Genomic DNA, 25,190 nt, shown 5'->3' on the forward strand with positions numbered 1-25,190 from the left:
GTTCGGGAGAGGACCCCAAGGCTGGGACCTCAGACGCAATACCGGCTAGTAGCTAGCATGATGCTACCCGCGGGTAATAAGAATCAACCCCTTCCGCCCATCTGTGACGAGCGTCCCCCGGTGCCGCGCCGACTCAGTAGGCTGAGGCGCATGTACGGCTACGACCAGAACGCGGGTGCCGGGCAGCAGTACGGCGCGCCTCCGCCACCGCCGCAGCAGCCGGCCCCCGGGGGCTACGGCGAACAGCCGCTCTACCCCGAGCCGTCCCCGCCCTCGCTCGCCGACGCGGTGCGCGCCTTCACGACCGGCTCGATGTCGGCCGAGGACTTCCAGGGCATCTTCTCGACGTCCAAGGTGTACTGCCCGCGCGGTGACAACCCCGGCTTCCTGGCGCTGCACAACACCCAGCAGCCGGTGATCCCGATGTTCACCTCGCTCAAGGAGCTGCGGCGGTACGCGGGCAAGGAGTCCAAGTACTTCGTGATCACCGGCGCCGAGGTGCTCGACCTGTTGCCGACCGGCTACGGCTTCGTCCTCGACATGGAGGGCGACCACCGGATGGTCTTCGACGCCAAGGCCGTGGAGCAGATGGTCGACTTCGCGATGCGGCGGATGTACGGCTGAGCGTCCCCCGGGGACCGCAGGCGACCGCCCCGGCTTCCTGAACGGCCGGCCGACATTGCTCGGCCGGCCGTCTGCTTTGCTCCTGTGACCTGCAAAAACGCGGGCGGGAATGCAGCGTGCCTTGCGGGTTGTTCAGCATTCAACTAAGTTTGGTGAGCGACCGAGGAGGCCGTCATGCCCGCTGTGACCGTAGAGAACCCGCTGACCCTGCCCCGTGTGGCGGCACCCGCCGCGGCGCAGGCCCGTCCCGTGCTGGGCGTCGCCACCGCGCCGAGCGGATTCGAAGGCGAAGGCTTCCCGGTGCGCCGGGCCTTCGCCGGCATCGACTACAAGCACCTCGACCCGTTCATCATGATGGATCAGATGGGCGAGGTGGAGTACGCGCCCGGAGAGCCCAAGGGCACGCCCTGGCACCCGCACCGCGGCTTCGAGACCGTCACGTACCTGATCGACGGCACGTTCGTGCACCGTGACTCGCACGGCGGCGGCGGGGTCATCAACGGCGGTGACACGCAGTGGATGACGGCGGGCTCCGGCCTGCTGCACATCGAGGCGCCGCCGGAGTCGCTGGTCATGTCCGGCGGTCTCTTCCACGGCCTCCAGCTGTGGGTCAACCTGCCGAAGAGCGACAAGATGATGGCCCCCCGCTACCAGGACATCGGCGGCGGCCAGGTCAAGCTGCTGACCTCCGCCGACGGCGGGGCGTTGCTGCGCCTGATCGCCGGTGACATCGACGGCCACCACGGGCCGGGCGTCACGCACACGCCGATCACGATGATGCATGTGACGGTGAATCCCGGCGCCGAGCTGACCCTCCCCTGGCGCAAGGATTTCAACGCCCTCGCCTACGCCCTGGCCGGACGCGGCACCGCCGGCGCGGACGGGCGCCCGTTCCGTATGGGCCAGGCGGTGGTGTTCGGGGCCGGCGACTCGCTCACGATCCGGGCCGACGAGACCCAGGAGTCGCGCAGCCCGAACTTCGAGGTGGTGCTGCTGGGCGGGCTGCCGATCCGCGAGCCGATGATGCACTACGGCCCGTTCGTGATGAACACCCACGCCGAACTGGCCCAGGCCTTCGAGGACTTCCAGGCCGGCCGGCTCGGGACGATCCCCGCCGGGGAGCACTGACCCGGCGTCGGACGTCGTGACAAGGGGCGGTGTTTCACGTGAAACGAGGTGTTTCACGTGAAACACCGCCTCCGGCGCGTTCCCCCGCCCGTTTCCGGAGCGTGCGCCATGGTGGACTGTCCGGGTGCGAAACGATGCGGATCATGACCGGAGCGGCCCCGGCCCCGAACGGCCGCTGACGGAGAAGCCGTTGCTGCCGGTCGAGGCCCGCCGTGCCGCGGCCTGGTGCGCGGTGGCGCTGCTGATCGCGGCCGTGCTGGCCGTCGGCGTATGGCTGTGCGTCTTCCTGAGTGCGGCGGTCACGCCCGTGCTGCTGGCGCTGCTCGGCAGTGCGCTGCTCGGGCCGCTCTACCGGCGGCTGGTGGCGATGCGGCTCAACCGCTCGCTGGCGGCCGGGCTGACCTGCGCCGTCCTGCTGGTGGTGGTCGGCGGCGCCGGATACGTCGTCGTCAGCGCGCTGGTGGACACCGGGGACCAGATCATCGCCTCGCTCAAGGACGCCGGCCAGGGCCTCTCCAAGAACTTCGGTGTGGCCGGTGCGTCGCTCGGCGACCTGGCCTCCAACGCCAAGAGTCTGGTCGCCAGGTTCGGCGGCGAGGCGGCCTCCGGGCTGCTGGCCGGGGTCAGCGTCGTCGGCCAGTTCATCGCCGCCGCGGTCCTCGCCCTGCTGCTGACGTTCTTCTTCCTCCGCGACGCGGACAAGGCCGTCCGCGCGCTGCACGACTGGGCGCCCGGCAATTCGGGCCCCCAGCTCGAACGGATGGCCCGCCGCGGCTTCCAGGCCATACAGGGCTTCATGCGCGGCACCACCTTCATCGCGCTGATCGACGCCCTCTGCATCACCGTCGGCCTGCTGATCCTCAAGGTGCCGGGTGCCCCGGGCCTGGGCGCACTGGTCTTCGTCGGCGCGTACATCCCCTACCTCGGCGCCTTCATCTCCGGCGCGGTGGCGATCCTGGTCGCGTTCGCCGACCGGGGCTTCGTGATCGCGCTGTGGGCGCTCGGCGTCGTCCTCGCCGTCCAGGTGCTGGAGGGCCACGTCCTGCAGCCGATGATCCAGAGCCGTACGGTCCAGATGCACCCGGCGACGGTGATGCTGGCGATCACGGCCGGCGCGAGCGTGGCCGGCATCCTCGGCATGCTGCTGTCCGTCCCGCTGACCGCCGCGGTCTCCGGCGTCCTGCACGAACTGCGCAAGCACTACGCGGCGGGTTCGGACTCCGGCTCGGGCTCCGCCAGCTCCGGCGACACCGGGCCCAGCGCGTCCCCCGCGTCCTCGTAGAGCTCGAACCACGTCGACTTGCCGTCCCCGCGCGGATCCACGCCCCACGCCCCGGCCAGCAGCTCCAGCAACACCAACCCCCGTCCCGAGGAGGCCAGTTCGCCCGGGCTACGGCGGTGCGGCAGCTCGTCGCTGCTGTCGGAGACGTCGACCCGGACCCGGCGGGCGCCCCGCTCCCCGGAGATCTCGGCGACCAGCAGCGCGTCCCCGTCGGTGTGCAGCAGGACGTTGGTGACCATTTCGGAGACCATCAGCACCGCCGAGTCGACCTGGTCCGGGTCGGCCCAGTCGTGCAGCACCTCGCGGACCTGCCGGCGCGCCTCGGCTATCCGCTGCGGTTCGGCCTGGGCCACGGAGAGCGCGGTGCGCCGTACGGGCTGCTGCGCCAGCAGTCCTCCGGTGCCGACACCGCAGCTGCCGCCCTCACGGGACAGCAGCAGAAGGGCGATGTCGTCCTCGCGGCGGTCCACCAGCGGCCCGGTGGTGTGGTGCGAGGGGGGTCCGTGCACGGCCTGGACCAGGGCGTCGGCCAGCCGCTCCAGATCCCCGTCGTCGGCGCCGACCTCGTGCGACTCGATGATGCCGCGCAGCCGCGACCACCCGGTCTCCAGGTCGTGCCCGCCGGTCTCGATCAGCCCGTCGGTGCAGACCATCATCGTCTCGCCGGGCTCCAGGACGAGCCGGGTGGTGGGGTAGTCGGTGTCCGGGACGATGCCCAGCGGCAGCCCGCCCGCGGTCGGCCGGATCAGCATCGTTCCGTCGCACAGCCGGATCGCCGGGTCGGGGTGACCGGCCCGGGCGATGTCCAGCAGCCCGGTCGACGGGTCCACCTCGATGTACAGACAGGTGGCGAACCGCTGGTCCTCGCCGTGCCCGCGGAACTCCGTGGCATTGATCCCGGCCAGGAACCGCGACGCCCGCGAGAGCACCGCGTCCGGGTGGTGCCCCTCGGACGCATAGGCCCGCAGCGCGATCCGCAGCTGCCCCATCAGGCCCGCGGCCCGTACGTCATGGCCCTGCACGTCCCCGATGACCAGCGCGATCCGGCCCGACGGCAGCGGGATCATGTCGTACCAGTCGCCGCCCACCTCCAGGCCCCCGCCGGTCGGGACGTAGCGCGCCGCGACCGTCATCCCCGGGATGTCCGGCTGCACCGTCGGCCGCATGCTGCGCTGCAGCCCCAGCGCCAGCTCCTGTTGCTCTTCCTGCATCCCGGCCCTGGCCAGCGCCTGCGCCAGCATCCGGGCGACGGTGGTCAGCACCGAGCGTTCGTCGGGCGTGAAGGCGACCGGCTCGGCGAACCCCGCCATCCAGGCACCGATCGTCCGACCCGCGTTGACCAGCGGCAGGAACGCCCAGGACGTCCGGCCGAAGCGGGCGGCCAGCGGCCAGGTGGCCGGGTAGCGGCCGCGGTACTCCTCGGGCGTGGGCAGATAGATGGCCCGGCCGGTGCGGATCACCTCCGCGGCCGGGTACTCCGTCTCCAGCGGCATGTCGAGGAAGGGCTGCTCGTCGCCGGGCCGGTGCCCGTGGTGGCCGATGACCGACACCCGGTCGCCCTCGATCCCGAAGACCGCGAGGCCGTCCGGCATGAAACCGGGCATCGACAGCCCGGCGGCCACCCGCAGCACCTCGGCGGTGGACCGGGCCTCGGCCAGCGCCCGCCCCGCGTCCAGCAGGAAGGCCTCGCGCGAGCGGCGCCAGTCGCCGGTGATCGGGGTGTGTGCGGCGGAGGTGCCGGGCAGCGGCTCGGGCACCTCCTGGAGGGTGCCGACCAGCTCGAAGTCACCGTCGACCATGCGGGGCCGGGAACGGGTGCGGACCAGCCGCAGCACCCGCCCCTGCTCGTCGACGACCCGCAGCCGGGCCTCGGCCAGCGTCTCCTCGGCGACCGCGAGCTGCACGATGCCGTTGATCTCGGCGAAGTCGACGGGATGAAAACGGGAACGCACCGCCGCCTCGGTCAGCTCCACCGGCTCGGCCGGCAACCCGAGCAGCCGGGCCGCCTCGGCATCGAGGCTCACCCGTCCCGTGGCGTTGTCCCAGTGCCAGAGGCCGGTCGCGATGGCAGCCAGGAGGTCCTTGGTGCGCATTGCCTCACTTTAGGGGCGTTTGCCGGAGGTCGACCAGAGAACGGATGTGACCCTCGTCCCAGTCACCCGCTCCCGGTGCACCCCGGTGATCGCGCCGGAATCGTGCCGGGAACCCGCCGGGAACCGCTGATGCGTATATGTCAACGAAGTGCCGGGGCCGGGGCGGTAACCTGGAGCGGTTATGTCAATCCTGGGGTGGCCTTTCGGGTGATCCACGGGGAGAGCGGCCGGGCGTCCGCACCGGATCCCGACCCCCCGCCCCCCTCCCGACAACTCCTCACCTCGACACTCGCGACGACTTGGATGAGCGATGCACCGGTACCGGTCCCATAACTGCGGCGAGCTCCGAGCCGCGGACGTCGACACCGACGTACGCCTCAGTGGCTGGCTGCACAATCGACGTGACCTGGGCGGCATCCTCTTCATCGATCTGCGCGACCACTACGGTCTCGTCCAGCTCGTGGCCCGCCCCGGCACCCCCGGCGCCGAGGCGCTGGACAAGCTGACGAAGGAGACGGTCGTCCGCGTCGACGGCAAGGTCGTCTCGCGCGGCGCCGAGAACGTCAACCCGGAGCTGCCCACCGGCGAGATCGAGATCGAGGTCACCGAGGTCGAGGTCCTGGGCGCGGCCCAGCAGATCCCGTTCACGATCAACACGGACGACGGCGTCAACGAGGAGAAGCGCCTGGAGTACCGCTTCCTCGACCTGCGTCGCGAGCGGATGCACCGCAACATCATGCTGCGCTCGGCGGTCATCGCGTCCATCCGCCAGAAGATGACCGCCCTCGGCTTCAACGAGATGGCGACGCCGATCCTCAGCGCCACCTCCCCGGAGGGCGCCCGCGACTTCGTCGTGCCGTCCCGCCTGCACCCGGGCAAGTTCTACGCGCTGCCGCAGGCCCCGCAGCAGTTCAAGCAGCTGCTGATGATCTCGGGCTTCGACCGGTACTTCCAGATCGCCCCGTGCTTCCGCGACGAGGACGCCCGCGCCGACCGCTCGCCGGGCGAGTTCTACCAGCTCGACATCGAGATGTCCTTCGTCGAGCAGGAGGACGTCTTCCAGCCGGTCGAGAAGCTGATGACCGAGCTGTTCGAGGAGTTCGGCGGCGGCCGCCACGTCACCTCGCCGTTCCTGCGCATCCCGTTCCGCGAGGCGATGCTGAAGTACGGCTCCGACAAGCCGGACCTGCGTGCCCAGCTGGAGCTCGTCGACATCACCGACGTCTTCGAGGGCTCGGAGTTCAAGGCGTTCGCGGGCAAGCACGTCCGTGCGCTGCCGGTGCCGGCCGTGCAGGACCAGCCGCGCAAGTTCTTCGACCAGCTCGGCGACTACGCGGTCCAGCAGGGCGCCAAGGGCCTGGCCTGGGTGCGCGTCGGCGAGGACGGCTCCCTGTCCGGCCCGATCGCCAAGTTCCTCACCGAGGAGAACGTCAAGGTCCTCACCGAGCGCCTCGGCCTGGAGGCCGGTCACGCGGTCTTCTTCGGCGCGGGCGAGTTCGACGAGGTCTCGAAGATCATGGGCGCGGTCCGCGTCGAGGCCGCCAAGCGCGCCGGCCACTTCGAGGAGAACGTCTTCCGCTTCTGCTGGATCGTCGACTTCCCGATGTACGAGCGGGACGAGGAGACCGGCAAGATCGACTTCTCCCACAACCCCTTCTCGATGCCCCAGGGCGGCATGAAGGACCTGGAGGAGAAGGACCCGCTGGACATCCTGGGCTGGCAGTACGACATCGTCTGCAACGGCGTCGAGCTGTCCTCCGGCGCGATCCGTAACCACGAGCCGGACATCATGATCAAGGCCTTCGAGATCGCCGGCTACGACCGTGAGACCGTCGAGGAGAAGTTCGCGGGCATGCTCCGCGCCTTCCGCTTCGGCGCCCCGCCGCACGGCGGTATCGCCCCCGGCGTCGACCGCATCGTCATGCTGCTCGCGGACGAGCCGAACATCCGGGAGACCATCGCGTTCCCGCTGAACGGCAACGCGCAGGACCTGATGATGGGCGCGCCCACCGAGCTGGAAGAGGCCCGGCTCAAGGAGCTCAGCCTCAACATCCGCAAGCCGCAGGTGAAGTAGCCGCCACCGGCCGGGGCCGGAGCCGGCTCCCGCCGGGCCGCAGGGGCGGTGTTTCACGTCGTTCGTTTCACGTGAAACACCGCCCCTCGCCATGTCGCGACCCGGCGCCCCGGCCGTGCACCGCGCGCGGCGCCCTGTGCTCCAACCGCACCACACATGTGGCCGGGCGCACGCCACCCCCGCAGGGTGGTGCCCATGCAGCAAGCCAGCCTCCTCCCCGGCCCGACCGGACTGGGCCCGCGGGTCCACCCGACGCGCCCCGCACCGGGCAGCGATCTGCGGTGGCTGATCACCGTCGCCGCCGTCTTCACCGCCGGGCAGCTCTACTTCGCCGTCGCCACCCCCGGCCTGGGATGGGACGAGACGGTCTACGTCAGCCAGGTCGACCCGCACACCCCGGCCGCGTACTTCAGCGCACCCCGCGCCCGCGGCGTCACCCTCCTCCTCGCCCCGGTCGTCTTCTTCACGACCTCGGCCCCCGCGCTGCACTGCTACCTCGCGCTGCTCTCCGGCGCCGGGCTCCTGCTCACCATGTGCGTCTGGCGGCGCCTGCTGCCGCCACCCGTCCCCGCGCTCGGCGGTGCGCTGTTCGCCGGCCTGTGGGTCACCCTCTTCTACGGCCCGCAGGCCATGCCCAACCTGTGGGTCGGCTACGCCGCGCTCACCGCCACCGGCTGCTTCCTCCTCGCGGTGCGCCAGCCGCCCGTACAGCTGGCTCCGACGGCCGGCCGGGGCGCGGCCACCGGCCTCGCCGCCGCGGTGGCACTGGTCGCGCTGATGCGTCCCACCGATGCGGTGTGGCTGGCCGTTCCGCTCTTCCTGGCCGGGCTCGTCGTACCGGCCTGGCGCCGGTCCACCGTCCTGCTCGCCCTCCCGGTCGGCCTCGCCCTCGGCTGCGCCGAGTGGATCATCGAGGCGTACGTCTCCTACGGCGGCTTCCCGGCCCGGCTGAGGCAGGCCGCGGAGATCCAGGGCGGCCTCGGCTGGCACCCGTCCTTCGCCGACCACGCCCGCGCGCTCCAGGGCAAGACCCTGTGCCGCCCCTGCCACCTGGCCTGGGACCATCCGGTGGCGGCGGCATGGTGGTGCGCGCTTCCGCTGGCCGTGGCCGGCGCGGTCTGGTCCGCGGTCCGCGCCCGCGAACCCGGCGGCCCGCTGCACCGCTACGGACCGGTGTGGCCGCCCGGCCACGGACCGCACTCCGGCCGGCGCGACGGCCTCTGGCTCGACCCCGTACGGCTGGGCAGCCTCGTCCTGGACTCGGCCCGCGCCGACCGCCTCGGCACGGGCGGGGTGGGCCAGCGGGACGGGCAGACCTGGCCGACCCTCCGCCTCCACGACCCCGACGGCTCGCTGCACCGCTACGGCGCGGCACCCGTCGTGCTCCCGTCCCTGATCGGCCTCTGCCTCGCCGCCCCCTACCTCCTGGCGGTCGACTACGCCGCCCCGCGCTTCCTGCTGCCCGCGTACGCGCTGCTGATGATGCCCGCCGCCTGGTTCCTGTGCCGGCTGGTCCTGCTCCCACGCCGCCGGCACGCCCCGGCGGTGGCCCTGCTGATCGTCGCGCTGCTGGGGCACGAGGCGGTCCAGCTGGCGATCCTGCACAAGATGCAGCGCGGAACCGTACGCGCCCAGAACGACATCGGCCGGATCGTCCGCACCCTGCGCACCGCCGGTCTGCGGCCGCCGTGCGCCGTCAGTGGCGAGGAGGCCGTCCGGGTCGCCTACCAGGCCGGCTGCGCGTCCCGCCAGCCCGCGGGCCACGACGCCAGCATCACGCCCACCGCCCTGGCCCGGCTCGGCACCCGCCGCCCCGCCGCCATCCTCCTCGCGGCCGGCCACCGGCCCCCGCACTACGCCCGCGGCTGGCGCAAGGCCCCCCTCCCCCGACCCCCGGCCTGAAGGCGCTGACCGCCTACGTCTCACCGGGCACGAAGCCCTGAGACACCCCAGGCCGCCCGCTCCTCCACACACGTGCGCCCGTCCCACCCCTCAGGGGCGGAACGGGCGCAAAGGCGGCAGGACCGGCCGGCCGTCCGGTGTTTCGGAGGATTAACCCTCCGCACCACCGAAACGCTCCCGGTACGAGTCCAGGTCCTCCTCGGTGATCTTCGCGAAGAGCACCGGCGGCACCGTGAACGGCGTCCCCGCGGGCACCGACGCCAGCGCCTTCGCCTCGTCCTGCGAGACCCACACGGCAGTGTCGTCCGCCAGCGCGAACGCACTCCGCATCGCCTTCGCCGACGCCGGGATGAACGGCTCGGAGACCACCGCGTACAGGTGGATCAGGTTCATCGCGGTGCGCAGCGTCAGGGCCGCCGCGTCCTTGTCGGTCTTGATCTCCAGCCAGGGGCCTTCTCCTCCAGGTAGGAGTTGCCCGCGCTCCACAGGGCGCGCAGCGAGGCCGACGCCTTGCGGAACTGCAGCGCCTCCATGTGGCCCTCGTACTCGGCCAGCAGCCCGGCGATCTCCTCGCCCAGCTTCTGCTCCGCGGCACCGGCCTCGGCACCCGCCGGGACCTCGTCGCCGAACCGCTTGCGGGAGAACGACAGCACCCGGTTGACGAAGTTGCCGAGCGTGTCCGCGAGGTCCTTGTTCACCGACGACGAGAACAGCTCCCAGGTGAAGGAGGTGTCGTCCGACTCCGGCGCGTGGGCCATCAGGAAGTAGCGCCAGTAGTCGGCCGGCAGCAGCTCCAGCGCCGCGTCCGTGAAGACGCCCCGGCGCTGCGAGGTGGAGAACTTCCCGCCGTAGTAGTTCAGCCAGTTGAAGGCCTTGAGGAAGTCGACCTTCTTCCACGGCTCGCGGGTCCCCAGCTGCGTCGCCGGGAACATCACGCTGTGGAACGGCACGTTGTCCTTGGCCATGAATTCCGTGTAGCGGACGTCCTCGGCCTCGTACCACCACGACTTCCAGTCGCGGTTCTCCGGGTCGGCGTCCGCCCACTCCTTCGTCGCGCCGATGTACTCGATCGGCGCGTCGAACCAGACGTAGAAGACCTTGCCCTCGGCCGCCAGCTCCGGCCACACGTCCGCCGGGACCGGAACACCCCAGTCCAGGTCACGGGTGATCGCCCGGTCCTGCAGGCCCTCGGTCAGCCACTTGTGCGCGATCGACGACGCGAGGGTCGGCCACTCCTTGCTGCCGTTGCCCTCCAGCCAGCCCTCGACCTCGTGCTGCAGCTTCGACTGGAGCAGGAACAGGTGCTTGGTCTCCCGCACCTCCAGGTCACCGCTGCCGCTGATCGCCGACCGGGCGTCGATCAGGTCGGTCGGGTCCAGCACCCGGGTGCAGTTCTCGCACTGGTCGCCGCGCGCCTTGTCGTAGCCGCAGTGCGGACAGGTGCCGACGATGTAGCGGTCGGGCAGGAAGCGCTCGTCGGCGATCGAGTAGACCTGCCGGATGGCCCGCTCCTCGATGAAGCCGTTCTCGTGCAGCTTGCGCGCGAAGTGCTGCGTGAGCTCGACGTTCTCCGGCGAGGAGCTCCGCCCGAAGTAGTCGAAGCGCAGCCCGAAGCCCTCGTAGATCGCCTTCTGCTTCTCGTGCTGCTCGCCGCAGAACGCGTCGACCGACTGGCCGGCCTCCTTCGCCGCCAGCTCGGCCGGCGTCCCGTGCTCATCCGTCGCACAGATGTAGAGCACGTGCTGCCCCGCTGCCGCAGGTACCGGGCATACACGTCGGCCGGGAGCATGGACCCCACCATGTTGCCCAGGTGCTTGATCCCGTTGATGTACGGAAGGGCGCTGGTGATGAGGTGTCGAGCCATTGCCGGCTGCTCCCAAGTCGCTACGGTGAGTGAGGATTTGCTTTACGGAACGTCAATATCGTACTGGACGGGGTGGGGGTGCCCGCGCGGCTGTTTTTGCAGTGCGGACAGTGCCCGCGGCGGCTGATCACCGGGCGCATCACCGGGTGATCTTCGGGGCTGCCGGAGCGATGCGCGCGTCGGCGCAATGCCAAGCGGCCGCGGCCGGGCCGTGGGGCCCGGCCGCGGCCGGTGGGGGTCGCGTGGAGGAGGGGCGTCAGCTGTCCTTGAGGACCTTGGCGGTGCGGGCCTCGGTGAGCCACTCGGGGAACTCGACCATGAGCTGCTGGTAGAGCTCGTCGTGGGAGAGGCTGCGGGGGTCGCGGCCGGCGTGGAAGAAGCCGGCGTTGTCGACCGCGCGCTTTTCCGGAACGGTCAGGTCGTCGAGCTTGCGCAGGAAGTCGAAGCCCTTGGCCTCCGGGTCGCCGAAGCCGATGAACTGCCAGAAGATGGGCAGCTTCGCGGCTTCGCAGAGTGCCTTTTCGGCGGCCGGCTTGGAGGTCGGGGCGCCGTCGGTCTGGAAGATGACGAAGGCCGGGGCGGTGCTGCCGGACTTCTTGTAGTGCTCGACGACGGCGTTGACGGCCCAGTGGTAGTTCGTGCGCCCCATGTGGCCGAGGCCGGCGTGCAGTTCCTCGATGCGGCCCTCGTAGTGCGCGAGGTCCAGATCGGCGGTGCCGTCGATGTCGGTGGAGAAGAAGACGACGGGCACGGTGGCCGCGTCGTCGAAGTGCGCGGAGAGGGCCAGGGCCTGCTCGGCGAGATTCTGGACCGTGCCGTCCTTGTAGTAGTTGCGCATCGACCCGGAGCGGTCGAGGACGAGGTAGACGACGGCGCGCTGGGTGGTGAGGCCGTGCTTCTCCAGGGTGGCGCCGGCGGCGGCGTGGAGGGGGAGGAGGCCGGCGGGGATCTTCCCCTCCGGGGCGGGCACGGCCTCGGCGTCCGTCGTGGCCGCCGGCTCCGGGGTGGCCTCGGGCTCGGGGGTGGTCTCGGCCTCCGGGTCCGCTTCGGTCGCCGGCTCCGGTGCGGCTTCGGCCTTCGGCGCGTCCGCGGCCTTGTCGTCGTCCTTGTCGTCGTCCTTGGCCTCGGCCTCCGCAGCGTCCTCCGCCTTCGGGGCCGTCGCGGTCTCCGCCTCGGGCTCGGTCTCCGCCTCGGGCTCGGCCGCCGGGGTCTCGGCTGCCGGCTCCGGCGTCACGTCCTGCACCGGCTCCGGCTCCTGCACCGGCTCGGCCTTGGCCTCGGGCTCGACCTGGACCTCGGCCTCGGGCTCGGCCTCGACCTTGGCCTCGACCTTGGCCTCGACCTCGGCCTCGGGCTCGGCCTTGGCCTCCGGCTCGGCCTGCTCGTCGGCCTGCGGCTCGGGCGCCACGGGTTCGGCGTCCGCCTGGGCCGCGGGTTCGGCGTCCGCCTGGGCCGCCGGTTCCGTGTCCACCCGGGCCGCCGGTTCGGCATCCGTCTTGGCCGCCGGTTCGGTGATCGCCTCCGCCTCAGGGGTGGACTGCGATTCGGGGGCGGTGGACGGCTCCGGCTTGGTGGCCGGGGCCGGGTTGTCGAAGGCCTGGCTCACGAGGTCGGAGGCGGCGGTGTCGGAGGCGGCGATGTCCGCCTCGGGGGCGTGTGCCTCGGCCTTGTCGTCGTCCTTGGCCTCGGGCTCTTCCGCGTTCTCCCGTACGGGCGGCTCCGCGCGGTCCACCGGTGAGCCCTGGGCGGGCAGGGTGGCGGTCGTCGGGGCCGGGTTGGTGGCCGGGGGCTCGGTGGGGGCCGTGCGGGCGGCCGGGACCTCGGCCTCGGCGGGCTTGTCGGACGGCTTGGGGGACTTGGGGGACGCGGCCGGGGTGGACTCCTCGCGGGCCTCCGGGATGGTCGCGGACTCCGGGGTGCCGGCGCTGTTCTGTGCCGCGCCGGTTTCTTCACGGGTCGCCTTGGAGCGACCGAAAGCGTTGCGCAGCAGACTCCGAATGCCCATCGGCGAACCTCTCTTGCGTGTGGTGGGTGCGGTGCGGCGTATGTCCGTGAAGCACGGACATGTCCCTGACCAGGACGGATACGTAAGCGTAGCGGCCGGGAGCGGCCTCATCGTGGGACCCTGCGGCTCGTGTGGTGGGCCATCCGTGGGCCATCCGGGGGCCATCCAGGGCGAACCGGGTGCCGGTCGGGTTTCGGCCGGGGCCGGTGTGACATCGCTGTGGCACGGCGCCGGGATATCACATCCGTGAAGACAGGACGTGGGGACGGGGCGTGGAGGCCGTGAGGGAGGGGGAGTTGGTCTGGACCTGTGTGGATGCGAGGGCTCTCCGGGTGTCCTCCGGGGTGCTCGCACATCACGCCGCGGAAACGATGTGGCAAGAGGTAAGTAAGAACTGGGTCGTTCAGGTATCCGATGCGCAGGTGTGCCCGTCTTCTCCGGTGACCATTGTCCGGAGCCGCCCGTTGTGCCTTAGGCGGCCGTAAGAAGGCAAGAACCCTTCCGAGGGTGACGGGAGATGTGGGCGCATGGGGCTGACCAGTCAGTCGCTCGAATACACGGTGATCGTGCTGGCGGTTGCCTGCGTGGCCGCCACGGTGTGGCTGTGGCCCCGGCTGTCGCGGCGCGGGATCGGACCCGTCCTGGGCAGGTTGGGCGCCATCGTGGTCACCCAGGTGTCCATCGTGTGCGCGCTCGCGCTCGCCGTGAACACGAACTTCGAGTTCTACGGCAACTGGGACGAGTTGCTGGGCAACAACGAGAAGGCGCCGCCGGTGGCCGTGAGCCAGGGCGGCGGGCAGTACGCGTCGGTCGGGAACATGAAGGCCGGGCTGATCCAGCCGGCCGGTCCTCAGGGGCTCGACCGGGTGACCGGTCTGCCCAAGGGGCCCGCCAACAAGGTCGGCAAGATGGAGTCCGTGCGGATCATCGGGCGCCGTACGCGGGCCATCAACCCCGGATTCGTCTACCTGCCGCCGCAGTACTTCCAGCAGCAGTACCGCCGGCAGCGGTTCCCCGTCATGGTCGTGATCAGCGGCTACCCGGGCGGGATCATGAACCTCGCGCAGCATCTGCAGGTGCCGCAGAACGCCGGCCGGCTGATCGCGCAGGGACGGATGCAGCCGACCGTGATCGTGATGGTGCGGCCGACGATCGCGCCGCCGCGCGACACCGAGTGCGTGGACGTGCCGGGCGGGCCGCAGGCGGAGACGTTCTTCACCAAGGACCTGCCGGACGCGATGAAGTCGACGTACCGGGTGGGTCATGACCCCAGCGCCTGGGGCGCGTTCGGGTACTCGTCGGGTGGCACCTGCTCGCTGCAGCTCGCGATGCGCAACCCGAAGGTGTACACCTCGGCGGTCTCGCTCTCGGGCGACTACGCGATCAAGGACGACCTGACCACCGGCAGCCTGTTCGGCGCCGGTCCGGAGGGTGCCCAGCGAGAGCGCGAGCACGATCTGCTGTGGCGGCTGAAGCACCTGCCCGCGCCGCAGGTCTCCACGCTGGTCGCCAGCAGCCGTAAGGGCGAGGCCGATTACGGCGCCACCATGCAGTTCATCCACGCGGTCAAGGCGCCGATGACGGTGGACTCGATCATCCTGCCGCAGGGCAGCCACCAGTTCACGACCTGGCGGCGCGAGGTCGTGCCGGCCATGGAGTGGCAGAGCCAGCAGCTGACGTTCCCGCAGGACACCGTGCCGCTGCCGGCGCAGCGCAAGCCGGGCGCGAAGGTCGGCCAGGGCGGCGCCCCGGCGAAGCCGACCGGGCCGTCCAAGGCGCCGGCCGGGACCACCGATGACAAGGGCCGCCGACGGGTGGAGGCCGAGCGGCCGCAGGGCTGAGCGCGCCCCAACCCGCAGCCGAACAACGGTAGTTGTAGCCGTGAGCCCGGTCCCGAGAAGGGGCCGGGCTCACGGCGTTCCCGGAACCGCCGGCGTCCCCGCGGCGGTACCGGCGTCGGCCGCTACGGCCGGTACACCATCCCCGGCTCCGGCTTCGCCGGGGAGAGCAGCTGGGAGACCGTGACGATCGTGTAGCCGCGCTTCTTCAGTTCCTTGAGGATGTCCGGGACGGCCGGGACCGTGCCCGGGTAGATGTCGTGCAGCAGGATGATGCCGTCGCGTTCGGTCTGTTCCAGCACCCGCTTGGTGATCAGCGCCGAGTCGTTGGTCTCGTAGTCCTTGGCGGTCACGCTCCACAGGGGTGCGGAAGTGCTTCGGCATGCGGGGCTCTTTTCGGGGCTCTCTCGGGGTGCTCTCGGGCGGGCAGTGGTGAGGGGTACGGGGCAGCCCGGATACGGGTGGCTACCGCCCCTCCGGGACTATGCACACGCAGTACACACTCGATGTATACATGCGGTGGAGAGAGCTCCGGGCGCGAACCCCGGGGCACGATCGGACGCGTCCGCCGCGACACTCCGACCCCGCCGGGGTGGACTCGTACCGTGACCGCACCGTCGCCGGACGACTGTCTGGCCCGTAACGAGTGGATCTGCGGCGACTACCTGTCCACGCGCCGGCAGATCCTGCTCGACGCGGTCCTCCAGCACCTTCAGTTGACCGTCGTCTCGGTGGCGCTCGGGCTGCTGGTCGCGGTGCCCCTGGCGCTGCTGGCCCGGCGGTGGCGGTGGACGGTCGGCCCGGTCCTCGGTGTGACCACGGTCCTCTACACGATCCCGTCGCTGGCGATGTTCTCGCTGCTGCTGCCGGTCTACGGGCTGTCCGCCACGCTCGTCGTGGTCGGGCTGGCCCTGTACTCGCTCACCCTGCTCGTACGGAACCTGCTGGCCGGGCTGAACGGCGTACCCGCCGAGGCCAGGGACGCCGCCCGCGGCATGGGCTACGGCCCGCTGCGCCAACTGCTCACCGTCGAACTGCCGCTGGCCGTGCCCGCCGCGATGGCCGGACTGCGGATCGCGACGGTCTCGGCGGTGGCGCTCACCACCGTCGGCGCGATCGTCGGCTACGGCGGACTCGGCAACCTCATCTACGCGGGGATGAACTCCTTCTTCAAGGCACAGGTGCTCACCGCGTCCGTGCTGTGCGTCCTGATCGCGATCGTCTTCGACCTGCTGCTGCTCGGCGCGGAACGGCTGCTCACGCCCTGGCGGCGGGCGGGCCGTACGGCGCGGGGGCGGCGGGCAGGGCGGCGGGGCCGCGCCGCCGGGCACCCGCGGCCGGTCGCGGCGGCGTCGGGACGGCGGACGTGAACACCCTCGCCGCGGTCTGGGACTGGCTGACCACCGGCGCCAACTGGTCGGGGGAGAACGGCGTCTGGCACCGCCTCCTCCAGCACCTCGTCCTCACCGTCTCCTGCCTGGTCATCAGCGCGCTGATCGCACTGCCCGTCGCGCTGACCCTCGGTCACCTCGGGCGTGGCGGGGCGCTGGCCGTCAACCTCGCCAACGTCGGCCGTGCCGTCCCGACCTTCGCCGTGCTGGTCCTGCTGCTGCTCACGCCCCTCGGCCGGCACGGGCAGTGGCCGACGGTCATCGCGCTGGTGCTGTTCGCGGTGCCGCCGCTGCTGACCAACGCGTACGTCGGGATGCGTGACGTGGACCGGGACGTGGTGCGGGCCGCGCGGGGCATGGGGATGACCGGGGCGCAGCTGGTGTGGCGGGTCGAGGTGCCGCTCGCCTTCCCGCTCGTCCTGACCGGTGTGCGGATCGCCGCGGTCCAGCTCGTCGCGACCGCCACGCTCGCCGCGCTGGTGGGTGGCGGCGGGCTCGGCCGGATCATCACCGCGGGGTTCAGCCTCGCCAGCACCCCACAGGTGGTCGCAGGTGCGGTGCTGGTCGCGGTGTTCGCCCTGCTGATGGAGGCCGGGTTCGAGCTGGTCGAACGGTATGCGCCGGGCGGCTGGGCGCGGGGGCGGGGCCGGTGAGGGCCGGGGCGGCCGCCGCCCTGATGGCGCTGGGCCTGGTCGCGCTGCCGGTGCTCGCCGGCTGCGCCACCGGCCCTCCCTGGAGACCCGTTCTCAGATCACCGCCTCGCCGGGGGACAGCCGCGATCTGGCGATCGGCTCGGCCGGCTTCACCGAGAGCGAGCTGCTCGCCCAGATGTACGCCGCGCTGCTCGACCACGCCGGGTACCGCACCCACGTCCTCACCGTCGGCAACCGCGAGCTGTACGAACCGGCGCTGGAGGCCGGGCAGATCGACGTCGTGCCCGAGTACGCGGCCACCTTCGCGGACTGGCTGAACGCCAAGGCGCACGGCTCCAAGGCGCCGCCGGTGGCCTCGCCCGACCTCGGGGTGACACTGCGCGCACTGCACCGGCTGGCCGGGCCCCGCGGGCTGACCGTGCTCCCGGCCGGCCGGGCCGTGGACCAGAACGCGTTCGCGGTGAGCGCCGCGTACGCCCGCAAGCACCACCTCAAGACGCTCAGCGACCTGGGCCGCGCCAAACTGCCGGTACGCCTCGCGGCGGGCGAGGAATGCGTGCAACGGCCCTTCTGCGCCCCGGGGTTGCGGAAGACGTACGGGATCAACGTCACCGCCATCGACCCCAAGGGCGTCGGCACCACCCCCGCCAAGCAGGCCGTGCAGAACGGGCAGGACCAGATGGTGCTGACCACCAGCACCGACGCGACCCTGGCCCAGTTCGGGCTGGTGGTGCTCACCGACGACAAGAAGCTGCAGAACGCCGATTACGTGCTGCCCGTCGTCAACCGGTCCCGCGCGGGCAGCGCCCGGCCGGCCGCCGCGCTCAACCGTCTCAACAAGGTCCTGACCACGGCTGACCTGGCCCATCTCAACGAGCAGGTGGACAGCTGGCGACGGTTGCCGGCGGATGTGGCGCGTCACTACCTGCAGGAGAAGGGGCTGCTGCCGAAGGGCTGAGGCGGGCGGCGACGGCAGGGTGTTTCACGTGAAACCGGCACCCTCTCCGCGACCGCGCCGTTTCACGTGAAACAGCCGGCCGTGCCTGCGCGTGGCCGTGCCTCACTCCGTCGGTACCGAGTCCACCCTCGCCCGGTCCCGCGGCACCCCCCGCTCGTCCGAGTCGATGGTGCGGCGCAGCGCCTCGTGCAACTTGGTCGGGGTGAGGACGCCGAGGAAGCGGTGGCCGTCCAGGACCGCGATCCAGCCGGCGTCGTGTTTGAGCATCTCGCTGAACGCGGCCTTCAATGTGCCGGTGAACGGTACCCACGCCTCCATCCGGCGGGCGTGCCCGGCGACCGTGCCCGCGGCGCCGGCCAGTTCCTCGGTGCCCACCCAGCCGTGCAGTTCGCCGTCCTCGTCCAGCACCACCGCCCAGCGGGCGCCCTCGGCCCGCAGTCTCCGCGCCGCCTCGGACGCCGGTTCACCGAGGCGGGCGAACGGCGGGCGTTCGAGGTCGCCGCGGTCGATGCCGGTGACCGACAGCTGCTTCAACGCCCGGTCGGTGCCGACGAATTCGGCGACGTAGGGGGTGGCGGGCGCGCCCAGGACGCTGGCGGGGGTGTCGTACTGCTCGATCCGGCCGGCCCCGTAGACCGCGATCCGGTCGCCGAGCCGGATGGCCTCCTCGATGTCGTGGGTGACCAGCAGCACCGTCTTGTGCATGGTGGCCTGCAACCGCAGGAACTCCTTCTGGAGGCGCTCGCGGACGACCGGATCGACCGCGCCGAACGGCTCGTCCATCAGCAGGACGGGCGGATCGGCGGCGAGGGCTCGGGCGACCCCGACGCGCTGCCGCTGGCCGCCGGAGAGCTGGTCGGGGTAGCGCGGGCCGTAGATGTCCGGGTCCAGGCCCACCAGGTCCAGGAGTTCGGCGGCCCGGGCCCGCGCCTTGGCCCTCTTCCAGCCGGTCAGGAAGGGCACGGTGGCGGTGTTGTCGAGGACGGTCCGGTGGGGGAAGAGGCCGGTCTGCTGGATGACGTAGCCGATCCGGCGGCGCAACTGGACGGGGTCGACACCGGCGATGTCCGCGCCGTCGACGAAGATCCGGCCGCGGGTGGGGTCGATGAGCCGGTTGACCATCATCATGGTCGTCGTCTTGCCGCAGCCGGACGGTCCGACGAGGGTCACCAGCTCGCCCTCCTCGACCTCGAAGGACAGGTCGTCCACGGCGGTGGTGCCGTCCGGATACTGCTTGGTGACGGAGTCGAACCGGATCATTGGCCCATTGAATCCCGCTGCTCGCGCCCCTTCGCGTCATGCGGGCAATCGGGTCACGGGGGCGATCGGGTCCGGCCGCGGCAGCCTCACCGGCCGCCGCCCGGCCGGTCGCACAGCCGGTAGCCGGCGCCCGGCACGGTCTCGATCACCGGTGGGTCGCCGAGCTTGGCGCGCAGCGTGCTGAGCGTGACCCGGACCGCGTTGGTGCGGTAGCTGATGTGCTCCTCCCACACCTCCTCGATCAGATCGTCCCCGCTGACCACCGCGCCCTGGGCGCGCAGCAGGACCTCCAGCACCCCGAACTCCGTGGGGGACAGCGGCAGCGGCCGGCCGTCGCGCAGCGCGAGCCGGCGGCCGGTGTCCACGGCGACCCCGGCCCGCTCGATGACCTGTGGCAGCCCGGGCCCGGTGCGCCGGCCCAGTGCCAGCACCCGGGCGAGCAACTCCTCGTACGCGAACGGCTTGGTGAGGTAGTCGTCGGCGCCGAGGCCCGGCCCCGCCACCCGGTCGTGGACGGTGCCGGACGCGGTGAGCATCAGCACCCGGGTCAGCAGGCCCATTTCCATGACGTGCCGGCAGACGTCGTCGCCGTGCAGCCCGGTCAGCTCGCGGTCCAGGACGAGCACGTCGTACGCGCCGAGCCGCATCTTGGCCAGCGCCGCCCGGCCGTCGTGGGCGATGTCCGCGGCGATCGCGTCGCGGCGCAGGCCGGCAGCGATCGTCTCCGCGAGGAATTCCTCGTCCTCCACCACCAGTACGCGCATGGCGTCATGTGTACCCGAGGGGCACCTTCTCGCACGGTGAACGGCTTCCGCCGCAACGCGGCGGACCGGGGAATTCACCGCGCTGGAGCCGGTCGCGGGAGCCGGTCGGGGCGGCGTACGGCGATGCGGCGGGCCGGAGCCCGGCGAGCGCGCCTGTTCACCGCGGCGGCCGACGGAAGGGGCGGCGCGGCGGTCCCCGGCCGGCGGCATGCTTCGGCCCGGCTGGCGGCATGGCCCGGGGGCCGTACGAGTTGCTTCCGCCGCACCGCCTCTCCTCCTGCCGCGTCCGGCCGCACCGGCGTGCTTACGATCCCCTTCGGCCACCGGTCGGAAGGGTGGAAGGGAACGCCACGATGAGAGCCGTAGCAGTCAGCGCATTCGGTGAACAGCCGCGCCTCATGGATCTGCCGCAGCCCGAACCAGGGCCGGGCGAGGTCCTGGTGCGGCTGTCCGCCGCCGGACTCAACCCGGTCGACTGGAAGATCGCCGACGGCATGTTCGGCGACGCCGTTCCGGTGGCCTTCCCCCTGGTGCTGGGCACGGACGGGGCGGGCGAGGTGCTGGCGATCGGCACCGGCGTCCGGCGGTTCACCGTCGGCGACGCGGTGTTCGGCCAGTTCCAGCGGCCGGAGCGGGGCGGCGGCTCGTACTGCGAACTGGCCCTCGCCGACGAGGACCGCATCGCGCACGCCGCCCGCAGCGTCACCTACGCGACCTCCGCGGCGCTGCCGACGGCCGGCATGACCGCGTACAACCTGGTCGAGGAGACCCGGATCAGTGAGGGCAAGCGGGTGCTGATCGTCGGTGCGACCGGCGGCGTCGGCACCTTCGCCACCCAGCTGGCCGCCGGCCGCGGCGCGGAGGTGATCGCCACCGCCCGCCCGGCCAAGGCCGAGCTGATGCGCACGCTGGGCGCCGCGGAGACCGTCGACCACACCGCGGGCCCGGTCGCCGACCAGGTCCTCGCGGCCCATCCGGACGGCGTGGACGTGCTGATCGACATGACCGGCGGCCCCGCCGAGTTCGCCGAGCTGACCCGGACCGTACGCGACGGCGGCACCGCCGTCTCCCTGATCGGCTCGGCGGACGCGGACGAGCTCACCGAACAGAACCTGCGCGGCTTCAACTTCGTCAACCGCCCCTCGCCGCAGCTCCTGGAGATCCTGGCCGGCCATGTCGACGCGGGCCGGCTGACGGTCCTCGTCGGCCGCGAGGTCCCCCTGGAGGAGGCCCCCGAAGCCCTGGAGGCCAGCCGCACCGGCCGCGCCCAGGGCAAGACCGTCCTGACCGTCTGAGCGACCCGGCCGGGCGTCAGCTCCGCTTCCGCCAGGCCCGGACCGCCGGCGGCCCCGCCGCGGCCAGCACCGCGGTGAGCGTCCCCGCGCCCACCAGCAGCCAGACCCCGGTCCGCAGCGGCCCGGTGAGCGCATCGGCGTACGCCCCGGCGGCGGGCCGGGGAACCATCGCGGGCAGCGCCGCCAGCGTGCGGCCGCGCACCAGCGCCAGCGCCACGGTCAGCAGGGCGGCGGCCGCCGCGCAGCCCGTACCGGCACAGACCAGCGCCCGCCGGCGCCGCCGCACCAGCAGCAGCCCGCCGCCCAGACACAGCGCGGCGGCCGGCGGCAGCAGCAGCGCCCCCCTGCGGACGACCTCGTAACCGGCCCGGATCCGCGGGACGTCGGGGGCCTTGAGCAGCACGATCTCCACCCCGGACCGCGGCACCCGGCGGAGCAGGTCCAGCCCCATGCCGTTGTGCGCCACCTGACGGCGGACCCGTTCCACGACGGGGGTCAGATCGAGTGTGACCGGGGCGCGGGGATCGGCGGGGGCGGCGAGGCTGCCGTCCAGCGTCCGGTGCGCGGACCGGTGGACGCCCTTCCACATGTCCGCGAAGCCGCGCCCGGTGACCACCTGCCGCACCTGCTTGGCCACGAACTCCCGGATGCCGCGGGTGAAATGACGGCGCACCGCGGGCCGCCGGGCGGGACTGACGGCCTTCAGCAGCCCGTCGATCCGGACGTGCGCCATCACCGCGTCCGTCACGTCGTCGACCACGGCCTGCTGCACCGCGGCGTTCCCGGCCAGCGGCGCCACCGCCGCCACATAGCCGTCCGTCTCGGTCAGCCGGGACCGCGCCCAGGTGGCGGCCAGGCTCAGCGGCAGCAGCAGCGCCCCCACGACCAGCAGCACCCCGCCGGCCAGCGCGCGCCCCGGCCACCGCACTCCGCCCGGCGGCCCGTCCCCCTCCGTCACCCGCCCGCCCAGGCGTACGGGTGCGCTCGCTGGCATCGCGTCCTGTCCTTTCCTGCACGGCGATCACGGCGACCACCTTCCAGGCAAGTGGGAACGCCCGGCGCCCGCGACCGGGACCGGTGCCAATGGGTGAGCCCGGCCGTGAGCCCGGCTGCCGCGGTGGCCTCAGCCCGCGGAGCCCGCACCGGCCGCCCGCCGGCGGCGCACCACCCGCACCGCCCCCGGCCCGAGCAGCGCCGCGGCCGCGGCGGCCGTCGCCCACCACACCCAGCCACCGCCGCCCGGGTCCTCCGCCCGGGACTCCGGCAGGTCGTCCACATCGCCCGAGCAGGCCACCGGCGCGTAGGAGTCGCCCAGGTACACGCACGCGGTGGCGGCGGCCCGCAGGGTCCCGGGCGCGGCGGTGGCGGCGCCGCCGGGACGGTCACCGAGCACGGCCTCGGCGGTGAACACCTGGATGTCGCGCGCCGGCAGATCGGCCCGCCAGGTGACCTTCCGCTCCTCCGTTCCGCGCCCCTCGACGACGCCGTCGGAAGCGGTCACGGAGGTCGTGGTCGCGGGCATCCGCTGCTCGACCCGGACCCCGTGGACATCATCGGCGCCCAGGTTGTGCACGGTCACGCGGTAGTCGAGCCGCCGCCCCGCCTCGGCGTCGTCGGTCCCGTCGGTCACCGCGACGGTGACGGAGACGGCCGGCGCCGCCTGCGCGACCTGCGGGGCGTACGCGGCGGCGGGCGGTCCGGGGAGCGTGACGACGCAGGTGGCAGCAGCGCACAGCACCGCGCGGACAACGGCGGTCCCCGTGCCGCTCCCCGTCCCGGTCCTCGTGCCGGTTCTCATGCCGGTTCTCATCCCGCCATCGGAGCACCGCGCCGCCCGCGACCGGCGTCATGCGGCCCGCCGCCGCCCCGGGTTCACCCGATTTACCCGGGCGGTCTCAATTCCACGGGTCGGTGAACGACCGGCCGGGCACCGGCTTGGCGATGACCGCCACGGCGATGAAGAAGTTGACCTGGCCGATCGCGAACATCAGGGTGGCGAGCGCCTTGGCCTCGTAGTGTTCCGCTGCCTGGGCGTACAGCTCGTCGGAGACCCGCTCACCGTGGGCGGACGGCTGCAGCGCGGCCTCCACGAGTGCCAGCGCGGCCCGCTCGGCACCGGTGAAGTACGGCGAGTCCTGCCAGGACGCCACCGACGTGATGCGCTCCTCCGACTCCCCGGCCTTGCGCAGGAAGCCCGTGTGCAGGACCGTCAGGTAGGTGCTGCCGACGATCTGGCCCGCACGCAGCTGGACCAGACTGATCGTGGAGCGCGGCACCGAACCGTTGCCGGTGAGCTTGAACAGCGCCCCCGACACCGCCGCCAGCTCGGGTACGAGCTCCGCGGGGTCCTCCGTCATCCGCGGAACCATCGGGATCTCCGCCGTGATCGCACGCGTTTCCATCGCCGTCTCCTTCGGGCTTTCGTGTTGCTGTCACTGCCCTGACGGATCGCGACGGAGAAATGTGACCGCGGCGGGAAAGTCGTTCGGGAAAGCCGTTCGGCCAAGTCGTTCGTGCGGCCGGGACACCGGCCCGGGGGACGGGCGCTAGTGCCGGTGCGGCCACGGCCGGTGCACCGGCCCGTGTGCGTCCTCGCAGTGGTCGGGGGCGGTGGGCGGCTCCGGCTGCGCCCCGGTGCCGGGCCGCGGGCCGAGCGTCAGCACCTCGCCGGCTTCGGCCTGCTCCCCGACGTGATCGACCTGGAGCGTGGCGTGCGTGATGCGGTACTCGCCGCTCAGCAGCTCCTGCAGTCCGCGGCGCACCTTGTGGCAGTCGCCGCCGGGGGCCACCAGGATGTGCGCGGAGAGCGCCGGCTGCCCGGAGGTGATCTGCCAGATGTGCAGGTCGTGCACCTCGACGACCTCGTCCTGGGAGACCAGCCGATCGCCCAGCGCGTCCGGGTCCAGCCCGGCCGGCGCCGCCTCCATGAAGATCCGCCCGGACTCCCGCACCAGCCCCGTACCGGCCCGCAGCATCAGCGCGACGACGACCAGCGTGGCGATCGCGTCGGCCCGTTCGAAGCCCGTGGTCAGCACGACGAGACCGGAGAGCGCGGTGGCCACGAACCCGAACAGGTCGGTGAGGATGTGCTGGTAGGCGCCCTCGACGTTCAGGCTGGAGCGGTTGGCCTTGGACAGCAGCCAGGTGCAGATCAGATTCACCACGATCCCGGAGAGCGCGGTCCACAGGACCATCGCCCCGCCCACCGTGGGCGGCGAGATCAGCCGCTGCACCGCCTCGTACGCCAGCCAGACCGACAGCAGGAGCAGGGTGATGCCGTTGGCCTGCGCGGACAGGATCTCGGCGCGCTTGAGCCCGTACGTGTACCCGCCGCGCGCCGGCCGCGCCGCCAGCCGCATCGCGATCAGCGCCAGCAGGATCGAGACCGCGTCGGTGAGCATGTGGGCGGCGTCCGAGATCAGCGCCAGCGACCCGGCCAGCACACCGATGACGACCTCGACCGCCATATATGCGGTGAGCAGCCCGAGCGCGGCCCGCAGCCACCGCCGGTCGGCGTCCGGCGCCACCCCGTGCGCATGGCTGTGACCGTGCCCGTGACTGTGCGCGTGCCCGCTCATGGCGCTCCTTCCTCCGGTCCCTTCCTTGCGAAGCAAACAGCACTTCGGCAAAAGATCCAAAGGCTGCACCGGTGACCGTTGTCATTACCGTCGAACGGCGTATCGTGCCTGGTCAGAGCGGTGCGAGACCGAACGGCCCGGGCTCCTGAACGGACCCCGACCGTCCGGTCCGCGTGGTGTCAGTCGCCGCGGTGGAACGTCGGGATGCAGATGGTTTCCGAGGCGCTCCTGCCGGCCGCGGCGACCATCGGTCGTTCGGCGGCGGTGGGCTGTGCCGCCGCCGCGGACTGCGCGCCAAGGGTCTGCAGGCCCAGCGTGGCCGCCATCGTGCCGGCGGTGATGACTGCCGCAGTCATTCCGGCACGCTTCAGATAAATGGTCAACTTCCGTCCCTGTAGAGGCTGTGGAAAAGGTCGAAGGGAGAGGAGTTGACCATGGAAGAAGCGCACAAGGCAAACGAAAACCAATCGGTAACTTTCGA

18 protein-coding genes and 3 pseudogenes are annotated in these 25,190 nt (G+C 72.0%); 10 read left to right on the forward strand and 11 right to left on the reverse strand.

Going from position 1 to position 25,190, the window contains the following annotated elements; translation table 11 throughout:
• Positions 1-150 precede the first annotated feature (150 nt).
• The 3 genes from OJ254_RS09370 to OJ254_RS09380 all read left to right on the forward strand — a co-directional run bounded on the left by OJ254_RS09370 (position 151) and on the right by OJ254_RS09380 (position 3,034).
• Complete coding sequence (locus OJ254_RS09370) at positions 151-624, forward strand: SseB family protein (RefSeq protein ID WP_030411509.1); 474 nt, start codon at positions 151-153, stop codon at positions 622-624.
• Positions 625-798: 174 nt separating this feature from the next.
• The gene (locus tag OJ254_RS09375; protein ID WP_261956776.1) at positions 799-1,752 is read left to right on the forward strand and encodes a pirin family protein; all 954 of its coding nucleotides are present in this window, start codon (positions 799-801) and stop codon (positions 1,750-1,752) included.
• A gap of 124 nt (positions 1,753-1,876) precedes the next feature.
• Positions 1,877-3,034: an AI-2E family transporter gene (locus OJ254_RS09380; RefSeq protein WP_265361961.1), complete on the forward strand. Its 1,158-nt coding sequence runs from the start codon at positions 1,877-1,879 to the stop codon at positions 3,032-3,034.
• Here OJ254_RS09380 and OJ254_RS09385 read toward each other — a convergent pair.
• Positions 2,953-5,127, reverse strand: coding sequence for an ATP-binding SpoIIE family protein phosphatase (locus OJ254_RS09385; protein ID WP_265361962.1), 2,175 nt, complete (start codon positions 5,125-5,127; stop codon positions 2,953-2,955). The two genes, OJ254_RS09380 and OJ254_RS09385, sit on opposite strands and share 82 nt — an antisense overlap.
• A 310-nt stretch (positions 5,128-5,437) precedes the next feature.
• Between OJ254_RS09385 and aspS the strand changes: the two genes are divergently transcribed.
• Positions 5,438-7,201 carry an aspartate--tRNA ligase gene (gene aspS, locus OJ254_RS09390; protein ID WP_261956779.1) on the forward strand — a complete coding sequence of 588 codons (1,764 nt, stop codon included), beginning with the start codon at positions 5,438-5,440 and terminating at the stop codon, positions 7,199-7,201.
• Between the two features lie 195 nt (positions 7,202-7,396).
• Complete coding sequence (locus OJ254_RS09395) at positions 7,397-9,103, forward strand: hypothetical protein (RefSeq protein WP_265361963.1); 1,707 nt, start codon at positions 7,397-7,399, stop codon at positions 9,101-9,103.
• Between the two features lie 150 nt (positions 9,104-9,253).
• Here the strand turns inward: OJ254_RS09395 and metG are convergent.
• Both metG and OJ254_RS09405 read right to left on the reverse strand, forming a co-directional pair.
• Positions 9,254-10,967: pseudogene (gene metG, locus OJ254_RS09400) on the reverse strand (methionine--tRNA ligase).
• A gap of 256 nt (positions 10,968-11,223) precedes the next feature.
• Positions 11,224-12,972, reverse strand: a complete 1,749-nt coding sequence (locus OJ254_RS09405; protein ID WP_265361964.1) for a vWA domain-containing protein — start codon at positions 12,970-12,972, stop codon at positions 11,224-11,226.
• Between the two features lie 527 nt (positions 12,973-13,499).
• On the opposite strand from OJ254_RS09405, the gene OJ254_RS09410 reads away from it, so the two are divergent.
• A complete protein-coding gene (locus OJ254_RS09410) occupies positions 13,500-14,813 on the forward strand; it encodes an alpha/beta hydrolase (protein ID WP_265361965.1) in 1,314 nt (437 codons plus the stop codon).
• A 122-nt stretch (positions 14,814-14,935) separates the two neighbouring features.
• Here OJ254_RS09410 and OJ254_RS09415 read toward each other — a convergent pair.
• Positions 14,936-15,175: pseudogene (locus tag OJ254_RS09415) on the reverse strand (polysaccharide deacetylase family protein); the annotation flags it as partial.
• A gap of 240 nt (positions 15,176-15,415) precedes the next feature.
• Here OJ254_RS09415 and OJ254_RS09420 point away from each other — a divergent pair.
• The 3 genes and pseudogenes from OJ254_RS09420 (at position 15,416) to OJ254_RS09430 (ending at position 17,812) form a co-directional block, all read left to right on the forward strand.
• Positions 15,416-16,180, forward strand: a complete 765-nt coding sequence (locus OJ254_RS09420) for an ABC transporter permease (protein ID WP_265361966.1) — start codon at positions 15,416-15,418, stop codon at positions 16,178-16,180.
• The gene (locus OJ254_RS09425; protein ID WP_265361967.1) at positions 16,177-16,854 is read left to right on the forward strand and encodes an ABC transporter permease; all 678 of its coding nucleotides are present in this window, start codon (positions 16,177-16,179) and stop codon (positions 16,852-16,854) included. Before OJ254_RS09420 ends, OJ254_RS09425 begins: the two co-directional genes overlap by 4 nt.
• Before the next feature lie 23 nt (positions 16,855-16,877).
• Positions 16,878-17,812, forward strand: a pseudogene (locus OJ254_RS09430) (ABC transporter substrate-binding protein).
• Positions 17,813-17,914: 102 nt separating this feature from the next.
• Here OJ254_RS09430 and OJ254_RS09435 read toward each other — a convergent pair.
• Together OJ254_RS09435 and OJ254_RS09440 are read right to left on the reverse strand one after the other, a co-directional pair.
• Complete coding sequence (locus OJ254_RS09435; RefSeq protein WP_265361968.1) at positions 17,915-19,072, reverse strand: ABC transporter ATP-binding protein; 1,158 nt, start codon at positions 19,070-19,072, stop codon at positions 17,915-17,917.
• Between the two features lie 86 nt (positions 19,073-19,158).
• Positions 19,159-19,836 (reverse strand): response regulator transcription factor, encoded by a 678-nt coding sequence (locus tag OJ254_RS09440; protein ID WP_265361969.1) that lies wholly within the window; start codon positions 19,834-19,836, stop codon positions 19,159-19,161.
• A 353-nt stretch (positions 19,837-20,189) separates the two neighbouring features.
• Between OJ254_RS09440 and OJ254_RS09445 the strand changes: the two genes are divergently transcribed.
• Positions 20,190-21,131, forward strand: a complete 942-nt coding sequence (locus OJ254_RS09445) for an NADP-dependent oxidoreductase (RefSeq protein ID WP_265361970.1) — start codon at positions 20,190-20,192, stop codon at positions 21,129-21,131.
• 16 nt (positions 21,132-21,147) lie between these two features.
• On the opposite strand, the gene OJ254_RS09450 is transcribed toward OJ254_RS09445, so the two are convergent.
• The 5 genes from OJ254_RS09450 to OJ254_RS09470 form a co-directional block, all read right to left on the reverse strand.
• Positions 21,148-22,125 carry a hypothetical protein gene (locus OJ254_RS09450; protein WP_265361971.1) on the reverse strand — a complete coding sequence of 326 codons (978 nt, stop codon included), beginning with the start codon at positions 22,123-22,125 and terminating at the stop codon, positions 21,148-21,150.
• Positions 22,126-22,254: 129 nt separating this feature from the next.
• Entirely contained in the window at positions 22,255-22,929 is a 675-nt protein-coding gene (locus OJ254_RS09455) for a hypothetical protein (protein WP_265361972.1), read from the reverse strand.
• Between the two features lie 97 nt (positions 22,930-23,026).
• Positions 23,027-23,533, reverse strand: a complete 507-nt coding sequence (locus OJ254_RS09460) for a carboxymuconolactone decarboxylase family protein (protein WP_265361973.1) — start codon at positions 23,531-23,533, stop codon at positions 23,027-23,029.
• 144 nt (positions 23,534-23,677) lie between these two features.
• Entirely contained in the window at positions 23,678-24,709 is a 1,032-nt protein-coding gene (locus OJ254_RS09465) for a cation diffusion facilitator family transporter (protein WP_265361974.1), read from the reverse strand.
• 179 nt (positions 24,710-24,888) lie between these two features.
• Complete coding sequence (locus OJ254_RS09470) at positions 24,889-25,092, reverse strand: hypothetical protein (RefSeq protein WP_265361975.1); 204 nt, start codon at positions 25,090-25,092, stop codon at positions 24,889-24,891.
• Between the last annotated feature and the right edge of the window lie 98 nt (positions 25,093-25,190).

The organism is Streptomyces endophytica (genome assembly GCF_026153355.1).
Taxonomy (GTDB): Bacteria; Actinomycetota; Actinomycetes; order Streptomycetales; family Streptomycetaceae; genus Streptomyces; species Streptomyces endophytica.

What these genes read in the sequence shown, in the direction of transcription:
- OJ254_RS09385 (WP_265361962.1), bottom strand. Translation starts at nt 5,127, where the DNA reads ATGCGCACCAAGGACCTCCTGGCTGCCATCGCGACCGGCCTCTGGCAC.
- OJ254_RS09465 (WP_265361974.1), bottom strand. Translation starts at nt 24,709, where the DNA reads ATGAGCGGGCACGCGCACAGTCACGGGCACGGTCACAGCCATGCGCAC.
- OJ254_RS09440 (WP_265361969.1), bottom strand. Translation starts at nt 19,836, where the DNA reads ATGCGCGTACTGGTGGTGGAGGACGAGGAATTCCTCGCGGAGACGATC.
- OJ254_RS09435 (WP_265361968.1), bottom strand. Translation starts at nt 19,072, where the DNA reads ATGATCCGGTTCGACTCCGTCACCAAGCAGTATCCGGACGGCACCACC.
- OJ254_RS09370 (WP_030411509.1), top strand. Translation starts at nt 151, where the DNA reads ATGTACGGCTACGACCAGAACGCGGGTGCCGGGCAGCAGTACGGCGCG.
- OJ254_RS09455 (WP_265361972.1), bottom strand. Translation starts at nt 22,929, where the DNA reads ATGAGAACCGGCACGAGGACCGGGACGGGGAGCGGCACGGGGACCGCC.
- OJ254_RS09410 (WP_265361965.1), top strand. Translation starts at nt 13,500, where the DNA reads ATGGGGCTGACCAGTCAGTCGCTCGAATACACGGTGATCGTGCTGGCG.
- OJ254_RS09405 (WP_265361964.1), bottom strand. Translation starts at nt 12,972, where the DNA reads ATGGGCATTCGGAGTCTGCTGCGCAACGCTTTCGGTCGCTCCAAGGCG.
- OJ254_RS09450 (WP_265361971.1), bottom strand. Translation starts at nt 22,125, where the DNA reads ATGCCAGCGAGCGCACCCGTACGCCTGGGCGGGCGGGTGACGGAGGGG.
- OJ254_RS09395 (WP_265361963.1), top strand. Translation starts at nt 7,397, where the DNA reads ATGCAGCAAGCCAGCCTCCTCCCCGGCCCGACCGGACTGGGCCCGCGG.
- OJ254_RS09375 (WP_261956776.1), top strand. Translation starts at nt 799, where the DNA reads ATGCCCGCTGTGACCGTAGAGAACCCGCTGACCCTGCCCCGTGTGGCG.
- aspS (WP_261956779.1), top strand. Translation starts at nt 5,438, where the DNA reads ATGCACCGGTACCGGTCCCATAACTGCGGCGAGCTCCGAGCCGCGGAC.
- OJ254_RS09460 (WP_265361973.1), bottom strand. Translation starts at nt 23,533, where the DNA reads ATGGAAACGCGTGCGATCACGGCGGAGATCCCGATGGTTCCGCGGATG.
- OJ254_RS09445 (WP_265361970.1), top strand. Translation starts at nt 20,190, where the DNA reads ATGAGAGCCGTAGCAGTCAGCGCATTCGGTGAACAGCCGCGCCTCATG.